The sequence below is a fragment of the Stenotrophomonas sp. PE591 genome, from assembly GCF_018320795.1.
In the GTDB taxonomy this organism is placed as follows: domain Bacteria; phylum Pseudomonadota; class Gammaproteobacteria; order Xanthomonadales; family Xanthomonadaceae; genus Stenotrophomonas; species Stenotrophomonas maltophilia.
In genome coordinates this window covers 104,520-118,308 of the sequence record NZ_JAAOKO010000004.1, presented here as the reverse complement: position 1 = coordinate 118,308, position 13,789 = coordinate 104,520, and the positions used below count along the sequence as shown (strand labels likewise).

The 13,789-nt window shown below is 65.5% G+C and carries 11 protein-coding genes; 4 read left to right on the top strand and 7 right to left on the bottom strand.

The window, feature by feature from the left end:
• The 4 genes from JLDANKMP_RS12455 to JLDANKMP_RS12440 are packed head-to-tail and all read right to left on the bottom strand — an operon-like array spanning nucleotide 1 to nucleotide 6,925.
• Nucleotides 1-3,330, bottom strand: a complete 3,330-nt coding sequence (locus tag JLDANKMP_RS12455) for a PAS-domain containing protein (RefSeq protein ID WP_212561257.1) — start codon at nucleotides 3,328-3,330, stop codon at nucleotides 1-3.
• 36 nt (nucleotides 3,331-3,366) lie between these two features.
• Nucleotides 3,367-3,843, bottom strand: a complete 477-nt coding sequence (locus tag JLDANKMP_RS12450; protein WP_212561256.1) for a MaoC family dehydratase — start codon at nucleotides 3,841-3,843, stop codon at nucleotides 3,367-3,369.
• A complete protein-coding gene (locus JLDANKMP_RS12445; RefSeq protein WP_212561255.1) occupies nucleotides 3,840-4,718 on the bottom strand; it encodes an alpha/beta hydrolase in 879 nt (292 codons plus the stop codon). The genes JLDANKMP_RS12450 and JLDANKMP_RS12445 overlap by 4 nt, the downstream gene beginning before the upstream one ends.
• Nucleotides 4,719-4,750: 32 nt before the next feature.
• Nucleotides 4,751-6,925, bottom strand: coding sequence for a TonB-dependent receptor (locus JLDANKMP_RS12440; protein WP_212561254.1), 2,175 nt, complete (start codon nucleotides 6,923-6,925; stop codon nucleotides 4,751-4,753).
• Between the two features lie 220 nt (nucleotides 6,926-7,145).
• On the opposite strand from JLDANKMP_RS12440, the gene JLDANKMP_RS12435 reads away from it, so the two are divergent.
• The 4 genes from JLDANKMP_RS12435 (at nucleotide 7,146) to JLDANKMP_RS12420 (ending at nucleotide 11,137) form a co-directional block, all read left to right on the top strand.
• On the top strand, nucleotides 7,146-8,150 hold the full coding sequence (locus tag JLDANKMP_RS12435) for a PHB depolymerase family esterase (RefSeq protein WP_212561253.1): 1,005 nt from the start codon (nucleotides 7,146-7,148) through the stop codon (nucleotides 8,148-8,150).
• A 128-nt stretch (nucleotides 8,151-8,278) separates the two neighbouring features.
• Nucleotides 8,279-9,427 (top strand): serine hydrolase domain-containing protein, encoded by a 1,149-nt coding sequence (locus tag JLDANKMP_RS12430; protein ID WP_212561252.1) that lies wholly within the window; start codon nucleotides 8,279-8,281, stop codon nucleotides 9,425-9,427.
• Nucleotides 9,428-9,672: 245 nt separating this feature from the next.
• Nucleotides 9,673-10,485 carry a trypsin-like peptidase domain-containing protein gene (locus JLDANKMP_RS12425; RefSeq protein ID WP_212561251.1) on the top strand — a complete coding sequence of 271 codons (813 nt, stop codon included), beginning with the start codon at nucleotides 9,673-9,675 and terminating at the stop codon, nucleotides 10,483-10,485.
• 82 nt (nucleotides 10,486-10,567) lie between these two features.
• Nucleotides 10,568-11,137, top strand: a complete 570-nt coding sequence (locus tag JLDANKMP_RS12420; RefSeq protein ID WP_249336903.1) for a hypothetical protein — start codon at nucleotides 10,568-10,570, stop codon at nucleotides 11,135-11,137.
• Here the strand turns inward: JLDANKMP_RS12420 and JLDANKMP_RS12415 are convergent.
• From JLDANKMP_RS12415 to msuE, 3 genes are read right to left on the bottom strand one after another with little or no spacing between them, the layout of a single operon-like run.
• Nucleotides 11,094-12,128, bottom strand: coding sequence for a methionine synthase (locus JLDANKMP_RS12415; protein WP_212561249.1), 1,035 nt, complete (start codon nucleotides 12,126-12,128; stop codon nucleotides 11,094-11,096). The two genes, JLDANKMP_RS12420 and JLDANKMP_RS12415, sit on opposite strands and share 44 nt — an antisense overlap.
• Before the next feature lie 38 nt (nucleotides 12,129-12,166).
• Entirely contained in the window at nucleotides 12,167-13,144 is a 978-nt protein-coding gene (locus tag JLDANKMP_RS12410) for a DUF1852 domain-containing protein (protein ID WP_212561248.1), read from the bottom strand.
• A 56-nt stretch (nucleotides 13,145-13,200) separates the two neighbouring features.
• Nucleotides 13,201-13,788, bottom strand: coding sequence for an FMN reductase (gene msuE, locus JLDANKMP_RS12405; protein WP_212561247.1), 588 nt, complete (start codon nucleotides 13,786-13,788; stop codon nucleotides 13,201-13,203).
• Nucleotide 13,789: the final 1 nt, after the last annotated feature.

Here is a 13,789-nt window from a genome sequence, read left to right as displayed (position 1 = left end):
TCAGCGCGTGGCAGTGGCCGCCAGCAGGTGGTTGATCGCCCAGCGCAACGCCAACGGCTTGAACGGCTTGTTGAGCAGGGACAGCCCAGCGCCGCGCACCGCCTCGCGTGTATCGCTGCCGGTATCCGCACTGAGGATCACCGTCGGCCGCGGTCCATGCATGTCCGCCAGCCGCTGCCACAGCGCAACACCGGTATCGCCGTCATCCAGGTGATAGTCGAACAGCCACAGCGCCGCCTCGTGCGCTGAGGCCACGATGTCATCGGCGCTGCCTGCCGCGATGACGTCGCAGCCCCAGGAACGCAGCAGTTGCCGCATCGCCTCCAGCGCGTCCGGGTCGTTGTCCACTGCCAGTACGCGGATACCCTTGAGGGCGTTGCTGCCACCCGTCGGTGCCGAACTGCGCGGGGTCACAGGCGGTGCTGCGCGTTGCACGCTGATCGAGAAGGTCGAGCCGTGCCCGGGCACGCTGCGCAGGTGCAAGGGTGCATGCAGCAGATCGGCGATGCGGTGGGCGATGGTCAAGCCCAGTCCCAGTCCCTGGCCGTTGCTGCGATCGACCCGGTGGAACTCCTCGAACACCACCGCGTGCTGCTCCGGAGCAATGCCGGGGCCGGTGTCATGCACGCCGATCATCAGTGCCTGGCCCTGGCGGCGCACACCCAGCAACACACCGCCATGGCGGGTGTAGCGAATGGCATTGGCCAGGAAGTTCTGCAGCACCCGGCGCAGCAGCAGGGGATCGCTATGGACCCAGGCCTGGCTCCGCACATGGCGGAACTGCAGGCCGCGCGCCGCCGCCAGCACCGCGAACTCCTGCGCGAGCGGATCCAGCACCGTCGACAGCGCGAACGGGCGCGGATCGGCCACCAACCCACCGGCTTCCAGTCGCGAGATATCGAGCAGGCCGGACAGCAGGTCATCGGTGGAATCCAGGGCGCCGCGGATCTGCCGCAGGAAACTGTCGAGGAACTCGGATTCGATGTGCTGCGACATCGCCTCGGTCAGCAGCTGGGCCGCATGCAGGGGCTGGATGAGGTCATGGCCGACCGCCGTCAGGAAGCGGGTTTTCGCCGCGTTCGCGCGCTCCGCCTCCTGGACCGCCTGCTGCAGCCTCGCGGTGCGGTCCTGTACGCGGCGTTCCAGGGTTTCATTGCTGCGCTTGAGCGCATCTTCCGCGCGGCGGAACGCCGTGACATCGGTGAAGGTGGCTACATAGCCGCCGCCCGGCATCGGGTTGCCGCGGATCTCGACAATGGTGTCATCGGGGAAGATCCGTTCGGAAAGGTGCGGCGTGCCACGGCGCATGTGCGCGACGCGGCGCTGCAACGCCCTGGTGGGCGTGTCGCCGGGGCCATCGCCGATCTTCAGCTGCCCCAGTGCCCACGCCGTGAGGTTGACCACCGGCTGCCCGACCTGCAGCAGCTCCGGCGGGAACTTGAACAGCGCGGCGTAGCGGCTGTTCCAGGCCACCAGCTGCAGCTGCGCATCGACCACGCTGATGCCCTGGCTCATGTTCTCCAGCGCGGCTTCGAGCAGTTGCTGGTTGAAGCGCAGCACCTGGGTAGCTTCGCCGACGGCGCGGGTCACCGCATCCAGCGGCGCGGCGCCGCCCTCGCGTGCGGCTTCGACCAGCAGCCGTGCCATGCCTGCGCCCACCACGGCCGTCAGCTCACGCTCGACGGCGGTGACCCGGTCGTCATCCAGCATCTGCCCGGCGTGGCCCTCCAGCAGCTGGCGTGCACGCTCCTGGCCAAGGAAGCGTCCGGCGGTCCTGCGCAGGGACGCCGCAGCCACCGCATCCCGCCTCCGCGGCAATGACGGACGCACGGCCCGTGACACCAGGGCCACGGTCAGCAGGTTGACCGCCAGGCTGGCCCCCATGCTGATGGCGATATGCCCCGGCTGCACACGCAGCGAGACCACCGCCAACCAGTGCAGCCCGTCGGCGCCGACCGACGGCGTCGCGGCCGGGATCACCATCGGCAGCAGTACCAGCCACAGCCAGGCCAATGAGCCCAGCACGATGCCGGCGATGATGGCCGCGGAGGGCGTACGTGGGCGATACACCGCCAGCAGCACAGCCGGTGCCAGCTGCGAGAGGGCGGTGAAGGACATCAGGCCGAAATCGCTGAGTGCCTCGGTGTCGCTCATCGCGCGGCTGTACAGCCACGACATCAGGAACACGGCGAGGATGCCGGCACGGCGGAACGCCAGCACGCGCGGGCGCAGATCGGCATTGGCCACGCCGCCCCCGATGCCGCCGAGCAGGCGCGAACCGAATCCATGGTTGCCAAGCATGATTGACAGGGTCAGCCCGGACAGGATCATCATGCCGGTGGCCGCGCTCAGGCTGCCCAGATAGGCCAGCAGCGCCAGCAGATGATGGCCGCCGGCCTGCGGCAGCGCCAGCACGTACAGGTCAGGCGATACCGAGGCCGGCAGCTGCGCGGCGCCGGCCAATGCCATCGGCACCGACGGCAGGCCGATCAGCAGCAGGTAGACCGGGAACATCCAGCGTGCCGTCTTCAGGTCCGATGTCTGGCGAAGCTCGACCACGCCAACATGGAACTGGTGCGGCAGGGTGAACGCGGAGATCGCCCCCAGCGCGACCATGGTGAGATAGTCCGGCACGATGGCCGGTGGCGGCAGCTGCGCCATCTTCTCCAGCAGCGGTGTGCCGGCGTTGTGCACGGACAGCGCCGCATACAGGCCAATGGCCAGCAGCGCCACCAGTTTCAATACGGACTCCAGGCCCAGCGCGACCACGATGCCGCGGTTGGGCTCGGTGGCCGAGGCCTTGCGTGCACCGAACAGCAGGGTGAACGCGGCCATCGTCAGCGCGAACCAGAAAGACATGTCCAGCTGCGCACCGGCAGGCGCGAACCCATCACCCAGCAGGGTGCCCAGCCCCTGGCTGACGGCTTTCAGCTGCAGTGCGATGTACGGAATGATGCCGAACAGCGCCACCAGGGTGATGGTGAAGCCGAGGCCGCGATCGGCACGCAGTCGTGCAACGACCAGATCGGCGATGGTGGCACTGTTGTGCTGCTTGGTCAGCCGCCCGAGACGGAGCAGGAACGGCAGGCCGAACGCGAAGATCAGCGCCATGCCGGCCAGGGTTGGTGGAATGGGGAAACCCCATTGCCGCCCCTGCGAGGCCGCACCGTAGTAGGTCCACGCGGTGCAGTGCACGGCCAGCGACAGTGCATAGATGAGCGGCCATGCCTTCGAAAGCCGGTGCCCCCGGCGCTCGCCCCACAGCGCCACGCCAAACAGCAGTGCGGTCCATGCAATGCAGGCGAAGAGGACGATGGAGGGCGTCAACATCGCTCCAGTGTAGGGAGAGAATCGGGCGGGGTGGTGCTAGGGCGTGATCACGATCAGTGACAGCTGCTCAGCGACCAGTGCCAGCTCGCCATCGGCGACCCGCTCGACGGCCTTGCGCTGGATCAGCAGCCACTGGCCGGGCTGGCGCGCATCCAGTGACACCAGCTGCGAGCGTACCCGCACCTCGGACCCGCTCGGCACTGGCGCCAGGAAGCGGACCTTGTTCAAGCCGTAGTTGAGCACATGGGCGATGCCGGGGAAGCCGGCCAGGGCGACCACATCGTCCTCCACCGTCAGCGAGAGCAGCAGGAAGCCGTGTGCGATGGTATGCCCGCCCGGCATCTGCGCCTGCGCCCGCGCTGGATCGACATGGATCCAGTTGTGGTCGCCGGTGGCGTCGGCAAAGGCATCGATGCGCGCCTGGTCCAGGCAGGTCACGCCACTCAGCCGCTCACTGGCGGCCCACTGCTGCACCGCCTGCAGGGCGGGAGGCAGGTCGCTGTCCGCACTCATGCCACGCGCTCCAGCAAGGTCAGGATCGCGTCACGTGCCTCTGGCTCGGACAGCATCGGCGCGTGCCCGACATCGGGCACCTCCACCAGCCGGGCACTTTCCGAGGTGGCCGCCATCTGCCGCGCGACATCGGCCGGCAGGATGTCGGACAACGCACCGCGTACCACCAGCACCGGCACCCTTGCGGTCAGCCCACGGACCGCACGCCACAGCAGCGGACGCAACAGCCACAGCAGCCATGGCCCGGTGGTGCGGATCACTGCCGGATCGTAGTCCAGTTCCAGCAGGCCATCGCTGCGCGGGCGGAAGGTGCGCACCGCCATCTGCCGCCAGTCGTCGGCGCTGAAGCGAGGGAACGCAGCCTTGCCGATGGATTCCACGTAGGCCGTGGCCTGCACCAGGTCCATCGGCGGTACCGGCTTGCCGGCATACTTGCCGATCCGTGCCAGCGCCTCACGCGGCACCCTGGGGCCGGCATCGTTGAGCACCGCGCCCGCGACCCGCTCGGGCGCGCGCGAAGCGAGGGTGATGGTCACCAGCACGCCCAGTGAGGTGCCGACGAACACCGCCTTGTCGATGTTCTGCGCGCGCAGCAGCGCGACCATGTCATCTGCGTAGGTGCGCGGGTTGTAGCTGGACGGATCATGCGCACGTTCTGAACCGGCGCGGCCACGCAGGTCGACGGCGATCACGCGCCATCCCTCGGCGGTGAGTGTTTCGGCCAGTGCATCGAAATCGGCACCATTGCGGGTCAGGCCGGGAATGCAGACCACGGTGCCGCGGGGCGCCTGCCGGGCATCCGCTGCATGGTCGCGCGCGTGCAGGCGCAGGCCATCGTCGCTGTTCCAGTACAGGTCGTCGTAAGACTGCGTCATGCAGAAGCTTCCTGAAGATCGTAACGGATGCGCTAGAAATCGTAACGGACGCTGAGGCTATATTGGCGCGGCGGACCATAGAAGCCAATCAGCGTGCCGACTGCAGGAATGTTGTAGCCAGTAGTGCGGTATTCCTTGTCGGCCAGGTTGGTGCCCTGCAACGAGAAGGTCCACGCATCATCCAGGCGCCAGATGACGCCGGCGTTGACCAGCCCGTAACCCTGCTGGCGGATCACCGGGCTGAGGTCGGTGGTCGGCCACACTTTGCTCTGGTAGCTGTAGCTCACCCGTGCCGACAGGTTGCTGCCGTTGGCCAGGTCGGTGCGGTATTCCACGTTGAACGCACCGGAGAATTCCGGCGCATTGGTGAACTTCATCTGCCTGGCCACGTTGATGCCGCGGTCCATGTACTCGTCGTATCTGGTATCCAGCCACGCCAGGTTGCCGGAAATCAGCCAGTGCTGGCTGGGCAGGTACTGATACTCGACTTCCAAGCCTTTGACGGTACCGGCCCCGGCATTGGTGAAATCGCCGAAGAAAGAATCATCGATGCCATCGCCATTGGTATCCAGGCCGGTGAACACCGACAGCTGGATGTCCTTGTACTTGTTGTAGAACGCTGACAGGTTCAGGAACAGGCGCTGGTCGAGGAAGGCCATCTTGCTGCCGACCTCGTAGCTGTCCACGGTCTCGTCATCGAACGGCTCCGCCGAGCGCGGTACCGCCACCGCGTTGGCGCGGATGTTGTAGCCGCCGGACTTGAAGCCACGCGTCGCCAGGCCATAGACCATGATGTCCGGAGTGATCTGGTAGTCCAGCGAGACCTTGGGCGAGACGTTCCTGAAATTGGTCTTCTTGTCGAAATCGGCGGTCACCGCCACCGGCCGGCTGAAGCCCGGGTCGGCGTAGAGGCGGTTGAGCACGATCGCGCGCTTGTCCTCGTCGGTGTAGCGGGCGCCGACATCGAGCTTCAGCTTGCTGGTCAGGTCGAAGGTCCAGTCCGCGTACAGCGCGATGCTGTCGGTCAACACCTTGCCCTGGTTGTCGGCAAACTGGGCACTGAAGTAGTTGTTCTGGATCTGGCCACCGGCCTCGCCACTGAACTGGTACAGGCCGACCACACCGCGCACCCGACCGCCAGCATCGTAGTTCAACTGCACTTCGTTGCTGACCTGGTCGTCGTGGTAGGTGCCACCCACGTCGGCGAGCTTGACCGGGGCGGTATCGAAGTCGATGTTGGCCTCGCTGTCCGATTCACGCTTGGCGACCACGTATTTCAGCGCGATGTCTTCGTTCGGCCGCCAGTTCACCGTAGCCGAGGCGCCCTTGCTCTCCACGTTGTTGAGGTTGCGCATGCCCGAGCGGATGTCATAGCGGCTGTCCATCGGCGGGTAGGCGCGCAGGAACGGATTGGGTGCCAGCATCTTCGAGCCGCGCATGCCGGACTGATCGTCGATCCAGTCCAGTGCGAACTGCACGTCGAAGTCGTCGCCCGCATACGCGCCCAGGTTCAGGCGTGCCGCGTTGATCTGCTTGTCGCTGACCGGCTGGCCGTTGAGGGTGTTCTCGCCAAACCCGTCGTGGTTCATGCTGGCCACCGCCACACGGGCGCGCAGGCCACTGTCGGCACCGCCGATCGGGCCGCCGATGGCCGCCTTCGCATCCAGCTGGCTGTAGTTGCCCACGGTGATCTGGGCGAAGCCCTCGGTCTGGGTGGGCAGGCCGCGCGAGATGTACTTGATCGCGCCGCCGATGGTGTTCTTGCCGTAGAGCGTGCCCTGCGGGCCGCGCAGCACCTCGATGCGCGAGACGTCGAAAACGTCCAGCAGCGCGCCCTGCGGACGTGCGATGTAGACGTCATCCAGGTAGATGCCAACACCCGGATCGGCGCCCCAGGTGGGGTCGGACTGGCCGATGCCACGGATGTAGGCGGTGACCGTGCTGCTGGCGCCGCGGGCGGCGTAGATGGTCAGGTTGGGTACCTGCGCATCCAGGTCGCTGATGTCCTGGACATTCATCTTGTCCAGCGCTTCGGAGGTAAATGCGGTAACCGCTACCGGGACCTCCTGCAGGGTTTCCTCGCGCTTGCGCGCGGTGACCTTGATGCTGTCCAGGTTGGTGGGTGATGCAGTCCTGGCCGCCGTCGGCGTGGCCTGGGGCGTTTCCTGTGCCAGTACCGGCCCGGAGGCCAGCAATGCGCTGATCATGAGACTCAGGCAATTCCGTTTCATTCGGTCCTCCCCCAGGCAGCTGCTTGCAGATGGCCCATTGCCATCCTGCAGCCAAGGCTAGCGGTGTCATCACGCAGCGGCGAGTGGACCTAGGTCCAGTCGGCAGCGGCCGCTGGATGCGGATACTGGGCGCGCCCCCAGCCGGAAGCGCGTCCCGGTACCACTTCATCCACGACTCACGCATGAGGATCTGGCCATGAAATCCGGAATCGATTCGATCAAGGTTGTAATGCTGGTGCTGTGCAGTTGGCTGGCGATGGCGGGCAGTGCCCTTGCCGCAGGCCCAGCCGGGCATTGGGACATTGGCCTGTACGGCAATCTGTTCGGCGCCCGCGAATACCAGGTGTGGGTGCCGGCCGGCTACGACGACCAGCAGCCGCTTCCGTTGCTGCTGGTGCTGCACGGCTGCGTCAACGGGCCCAACCTGATGGGGGAGGCGTCAGGCTTCAATGATGTGGCCGACACCGAAGGGTTCATCGTGGTCTACCCCCGGCAGAACGTCACCTCCAATCCGGCCCGCTGCTGGAACTGGCAGCTGCCGATCAACCAGGCCCGCGACAGCGGCGAAGCCTCGATCCTGGCCGGTATCGTGGACAAGGTGAAAGCGGACTACAGCGTGGATCCGCGCCGGGTCTATGTCACCGGCATTTCGGCAGGTGGTGCGATGACCTCGATCATGCTGGCCTGCTATTCGGATGTGTTCGCTGCCGGCGCCATCCACTCCGGTGGCATGTTCAAGGGCGCGATCACGATTTCCGGCAGCGCCTATGCATTGCTGGCCGGCAGCATCTATTCGCCGGACAGCAATGGCCGGCTGGCGTGGCAGTGCTCGGGTTCGCCGTCGCCGCGACCGCTGCCGGTGCTGGTGTTCCATGGCAGCGCCGATCTCACCGTCAATCCGGTGAACGGCCAGCAGGCCGTGCGCCAGTTCCTGCAGACCAATGACCTGGCCGACGACGGCCTGGACAACGACTCGGTGAAATACGTGGCGACCAGCACCTATCACGGACAGGTGCCGGGCGGTCGCGCGTATACCGTCGACACCTACGCCTACGGTGGCAGGACGCTGGTCCAGCACTACGTGGTGCAGGGCATGGGGCATGCCTGGAGCGGCAGCCAGTCGGGCCTGCCATTCACCGACCCGAAGGGGCCGGACGCCACGCTGATCACCTGGTTGTTCCTGAAGGACCACCAGCGCTGACGGGGGGGGCAGGGGGCCTCCAGGGAGGGCGCGACCGGAGGTGCCGGATGGCACCTTCAGCCGCTCATGGCAATCGATTATCGTGAGCGCCCGTTCCCACGACCTTCAAGCGCCGGCGCATGCAATCCATGTCAACGACTGCCCGAAACCGGCAATGGCTCAATGCCGTCGTGCTATCCGCAGTGCTCCTTGCCGTCGGCTGCGAGGGCAGGAAGGCACCGTCGAACGATGTGGGGGCGGCGGTTGACGAGGCGGCCCATGCCCTGATTGAACAGCCTTTGCTGCACTCGGCCTCCATCGGCGTGGTGTACCGGGGCAAGACCTTCATCCGTCACCGCGGCGAGATGGTAGCCGGCAAGCCCGATGTGCCGACCGACGCAACGCTGTATGAGATCGGCTCGCTGAGCAAGACCCTGGCGGGCACGTTGATGGCCCGTGCGGTGCTTGAGGGCAGGGTGGGCCTGGAGGATGACGTTCGCAGCTACCTGCAGGGCGACTATCCGAACCTGCAGTACCAAGGCCAGCCCATACGGGTCCGTCACCTGCTGTCACACACCAGTGGCCTGCCGAACATGCTGCCGGAGCGGGCGAACACCGTGTTGGAGGACTTCACCGATCACCGCGTGCCCGGTGAACTCAGTGCCCTCTATGCGCATTACGGCAAGCCGGATTTCCTGCGGGATCTGTACGCCGTGCGGATCCCACGGATGCCCGGGAAAGAGTACGCCTACTCCAGTGCTGGGACGGAGCTGACGGCCCACATTCTGGAAGGCGTCTACAAGACCGACTACACGTCATTGCTGCGTGGCTTCTTCAGCGACGCCGCAGCAATGACCAGCATCGGGATCAAGCTGGGGAATGCGGAAAAAGACCGTCTTGCCATCGGCTACCACAGCGACAATCCGGTGCCGACCTCGCCGATGCCACAGTTGCCATGGGGCGCTTCCGGCAACGTCAAGGCAACAGTGCCCGACATGGTGAAATACCTTCAGTTCCAGCTGGCCAACGGCCCGGTGGTGCAGGAATCGCATCGCACTCTGGCCAGATTCGACGACGAGTTCAGCATTGGCTATTTCTGGAACATCGTCGCTGGCGATCGCCAGAAGGGTGTCTATTACGCCCACCACGGTGGCGTTCCACGCTCGCAGTGCTACATCTACATCATGCCGGAGCACGATCTGGGCATCTTCGTGATCACCAACCAGAGCGGCGACCGGACCGCGCGTGCCATGGAGGCGGCGATCGATACCCTGGTCGGGAGAATCGTGGCGCGTTGAACCTCCCGCTGAGGCTCGGGCCCTCGCGGCCCGGTCCGTGCACCAATGTGGCTTCGCAGGACGACGTGTCGGACAAGCCTGGGACCGATCTGGACAGACCGCTCGGCCCCGGCGGCTGTCTGCCGCAGGGCTTTGCGCTCGAACTATTGGCATTCGTCGCTGCATGCTGTCGTTGGTCGCATGTTCTCCACAACGCGGGTGCCCGCGGCTAGGCTGTAGTGATCGACTACAGGGATGACGACCCCATGAATCGCTGGCTTTTCCTGGCGCTTGCTGCGCTCCCGTTCACTGCCGGTGCCGTGGTCATCCGTGATGACGTTGACGACGCCCGGTATCAGATCGATGCCTCTGTCTTCCCGGCGCTGGCCGACATGCCGGGCGAAGGACATGGCGTTCTCATCGCCCCGCGCTGGGTGCTGACCGCAGCGCATGCGGCACCCATGGAAGGGATGGAAGAATCCATCTCCATCAATGGACACGCCTATGCGGTCGAGCGCGTCTTCGTGCATCCCGGTTTCAGAAGAATGCCGGAGGCCCTGGGCAAGGAGGCGCTGGCGACAGGAAATCCCTCCAGGATCCACGCGTTCCTGGCAGCATCGGATGACATCGCACTGATCAGGCTTGCGACTGCTGTAAAGGATGTACAGCCCGTAGCGCTCTATCGCGGTGCTGCCGAAGTCGCGCAGATCGCGGCCCTGATAGGGAAGGGGGCTACCGGCAATGGCGTCGTAGGGCTGGTGCCAGGCGGCCCGCATCGCACGACCCTGCGGCGTGCATACAACGCGCTTACCGGCGGCAACGACCGGTATCTCTGGTATCGGTTCGATCCGCCTCCGCGGGCCCTGCCGCTGGAGGGGGTTCTCGGCAACGGTGACAGCGGCGGTCCGCTGGTGATTGATGATCACGGAACGCCGCAGCTGGTAGGGCTTGGTTCGTGGATCACTGCGGTTCCAGAGCATGCGCTCGAGGCGGGGTTCTATGGCCAGGTGGTCTACAACGTCCGCGTATCGCGCTACATCGACTGGATCGAAAGCACCAGCCGTGACGCGTCACATTGATTGCTTTTCGTGGAGTCGTAGCAGTGCAGGGGGCGTTGCCCTGATCTCAGCCGGTGCGACGGGCGTTCGTATGCTTCCCATCATGGGCTCATCATTTCACCGTCCAGATTTCATGATCGTCACCCGGCCGTCCGGCTGGGTGCAGAGCGGCGAGCGCTGGGATCTGTGGTGGAACGGCCGTTCGGTGGCCAGTATCGTGCCGCATGCCGTGCTCGGGTTCCGCCTGAAACTGGACGCACGCAGGATGTCACAGAGCAAGGTCGTGTCCGTCGCCAGCGCCCGCCAGGCGAAGCGCTACGCCGAGCGCTGGTGCGCGGCGCGGCTCTGCCCACAACTGCCACTGCGTGACGCCGTCGCCCGACTGGTGCAGAGTGCGCCCGAACCGGGCGCCGTGTCCGCGCCGCCACTGACCCGGACGCAGCGGCAGCAGGCCCGGCGCCTGGCCGAGGCCGGCGCAAGCGAGATGGGGCGGATCAAGGAAGCGCTGGCGCCACGGCCGCGCGTGATGGCCGCCAGGCCCGAGGTTCAGGGACGAGGTGGAACCTGGTCTGTGCCCGGCCAGAATCCATCCTCGCCGCACCGAAACGGGAACACCTCCCCAGCCAGGATTACGCCGAAAGCTCCTCACGCACGATCCTGGCCCCTTCGCTGAGCGCGCGCAGCTTGCCGCGTGCCACTTCCCGTGCAAGCGGCGCCATGCCGCAGTTGGTGCTCGGGTAGAGTTTGTCGGCATCCACGAACTGCAGCGCCCTGCGCAGCGTGTTGGCCACGTCTTCCGGCGTTTCCACCGTATTGGAGGCCACGTCGATGGCGCCCACCATCACCGTCTTGCCGCGCACCAGTTCGATCAGGTCGATCGGCACGTGCGAGTTCTGGCATTCCAGCGAGATGATATCGATGCTGGAGGTCTGCAGCTTGGGGAACGATTCTTCATACTGCCGCCATTCCGAGCCCAGTGTCTGCTTCCAGTCGGTGTTGGCCTTGATGCCATAGCCGTAGCAGATGTGCACCGCCGTCTGGCACTTCAGGCCCTCAACCGCACGCTCCAGCGCGGCCACGCCCCAGTCGTTCACTTCGTCGAAGAACACGTTGAAGGCCGGCTCATCGAACTGGATGATGTCCACGCCAGCGGCTTCCAGCTCCTTCGCTTCCTCGTTGAGGATCTTCGCGAACTCCCAGGCCAGCTTTTCGCGGCTCTTGTAGTGCGCGTCGTACAGCGTATCGATCATGGTCATCGGGCCGGGCAGGGCCCACTTGATCGGCTGCCTGGTCTGGCGGCGCAGGAACTTCGCATCCTCGACGAACACCGGCTCCGGACGGCTCACGGCGCCGACCACGGTCGGCACGCTGGCATCGTAGCGGTTGCGGATGCGGACCGTTTCGCGCTTCTCGAAATCGACGCCGCTGAGGTGCTCGATGAAAGTGGTGACGAAGTGCTGCCGGGTCTGTTCGCCGTCGCTGACGATGTCGATGCCGGCGTGCTGCTGTTCCTGCAGGGACAGGCGCAGTGCATCCTGCTTGCCTTCAGTCAGGCCGTCGTCCTGCAGCTTCCAGGGTGACCAGAGCTTCTCGGGCTCGGCCAGCCAGGAGGGCTTGGGCAGGCTGCCTGCGGTGGAGGTGGGAAGCAGTTTCTTCGTCGACATTGCGGCTGGTTTCCTGGGGCGAATGGGGAATCAATGGATCAGCGGGCAGCCCACTGCTCAAGCACGGCGCGGTACGGCTTGATGAAGTGTTCTTCGGTGAACCGACCCTGCTTGACCGCCAGCTGGCTGCGCTCTTCGCGGTCGTAGACGATGCGGGTGGAGGAGTAATCCTGGTGCTTCAGGCTGGGCTGGTAGACCTTGCCCGCCACGGAGTTGGCGTTGTAGATCTCCGGGCGGTAGATCTTCTGGAAGGCCTCCATCGTGCTGATGGTGCCGATCAGCTCCAGGTTTGAGTAGTCGCCCAGCAGGTCGCCCTGGAAGTAGAACGCCAGCGGTGCGACGCTGCCCGGCGGCATGAAGTAGCGCACCTGCAGGCCCATCTTGTCGAAGTACTGGTCAGTGGGAGAGAACTCGCCCTGGCGGTATTCCACGCCCAGGATCGGGTGGTGGTTCTCGGTGCGGTGATAGGTCTTGCTGCTGGATACGCTGATGCAGATTACCGGCCCCTTGCTGAAGTTGGCGCGGTAGGCCTCGGACTCCAGGAAATGCTTGAACAACTTGCCATGCAGGTCGCCAAAGCCCTCCGGAATGCCAAAGGTGGCCTTCCCTTCGTTGCTGGCCGGCAGCACCACGCTGAAATCGTAGTCGCGCACGTAGGAGGAGAAATTGTTGCCGACGATGCCTTCGGTGCGCGCGCCGGTGCGGGTGTCGACGATGGTCGGGCGCAGCACCTCGATCAGCGGGAACGGATCGCCGCCATCGCTGTTACCGATGTGCATCTCCACCGAGATGATGTCCAGCTCGACCGCGTAGCGATCCGCGCTGGGGTTGTCCCAGTGCGCCAGATCGTTGAAGCGGTTGTTGATCATGCTGATCGTATTGCGCAGGTTTTCCTGGCGGGACGCGCCGCGGGCCAGGTTGGCGAAATTGGTGGTGATGCGCGTCCCGTCGGCAGGCTGGTAATCCTCGTTGAAGGGGATCTGCGTGATGCTGAAGGCGAAGGTGTCGGTCGTCATGGGTGGCGTTCCGTAGTGCGGGGTGACATCCGGATGCGGGCGAGGGCATCCGCCATTCAAAGTGCTGCGGCCGCTTCCAGGTCGGCAAGGCGCTGGCGAGGCAGGTCCAGCAGCGGCATGGCCCGCCGCACCGCCAGCCGTGCGCGCTCGATCAGGGCATCGTTGTGCACGCGACCGTCGGCGAAATCGCGGTCGGTGGCGTAGACGCCCAGCGGCAGGGTGCGTGCCTGGAAGAAGCTGAAGAGCGGGCGCAGCTGATGGTCGATCACCAGCGAATGGCGCTCGCTGCCGCCGGTCGCGGCCAGCAGGATGGGGGTGTCGACCAGTGCGTCCTGGTGGACGAAGTCGAAGAAATGCTTGAACAGCCCTGTGTACGAGCCGCGATAGACCGGCGTGCTCACCACCAGCACATCGGCCTGCTCGACGGTGGTCAACTGGCGCTCCACGGTGTCGGGCAACTGCGAACGCCAGAGCGCACCTGCCAGCTGCGGGGCCAGTTCGCCCAGTTCGACCAGGTGCTGCTCGCTGTGGATGTCCTCGCCGATCAGGCCCAGCAGATGCTCGGCCAGGGTGGCGGCCTTGGAGGGGCGCTGCAATCCGCCGGACACGGCGACGATTCGAAGGGGGCGGGCAGGTGAAAGCATG

Excerpts from the sequence above, each read along its gene's own strand:
- msuE (WP_212561247.1), bottom strand. The coding sequence starts at position 13,788 with ATGCTTTCACCTGCCCGCCCCCTTCGAATCGTCGCCGTGTCCGGCGGA.
- JLDANKMP_RS12425 (WP_212561251.1), top strand. The coding sequence starts at position 9,673 with ATGAATCGCTGGCTTTTCCTGGCGCTTGCTGCGCTCCCGTTCACTGCC.
- JLDANKMP_RS12410 (WP_212561248.1), bottom strand. The coding sequence starts at position 13,144 with ATGACGACCGACACCTTCGCCTTCAGCATCACGCAGATCCCCTTCAAC.
- JLDANKMP_RS12445 (WP_212561255.1), bottom strand. The coding sequence starts at position 4,718 with ATGACGCAGTCTTACGACGACCTGTACTGGAACAGCGACGATGGCCTG.
- JLDANKMP_RS12440 (WP_212561254.1), bottom strand. The coding sequence starts at position 6,925 with ATGATCAGCGCATTGCTGGCCTCCGGGCCGGTACTGGCACAGGAAACG.
- JLDANKMP_RS12415 (WP_212561249.1), bottom strand. The coding sequence starts at position 12,128 with ATGTCGACGAAGAAACTGCTTCCCACCTCCACCGCAGGCAGCCTGCCC.
- JLDANKMP_RS12420 (WP_249336903.1), top strand. The coding sequence starts at position 10,568 with ATGGGCTCATCATTTCACCGTCCAGATTTCATGATCGTCACCCGGCCG.
- JLDANKMP_RS12450 (WP_212561256.1), bottom strand. The coding sequence starts at position 3,843 with ATGAGTGCGGACAGCGACCTGCCTCCCGCCCTGCAGGCGGTGCAGCAG.
- JLDANKMP_RS12435 (WP_212561253.1), top strand. The coding sequence starts at position 7,146 with ATGAAATCCGGAATCGATTCGATCAAGGTTGTAATGCTGGTGCTGTGC.
- JLDANKMP_RS12455 (WP_212561257.1), bottom strand. The coding sequence starts at position 3,330 with ATGTTGACGCCCTCCATCGTCCTCTTCGCCTGCATTGCATGGACCGCA.
- JLDANKMP_RS12430 (WP_212561252.1), top strand. The coding sequence starts at position 8,279 with ATGTCAACGACTGCCCGAAACCGGCAATGGCTCAATGCCGTCGTGCTA.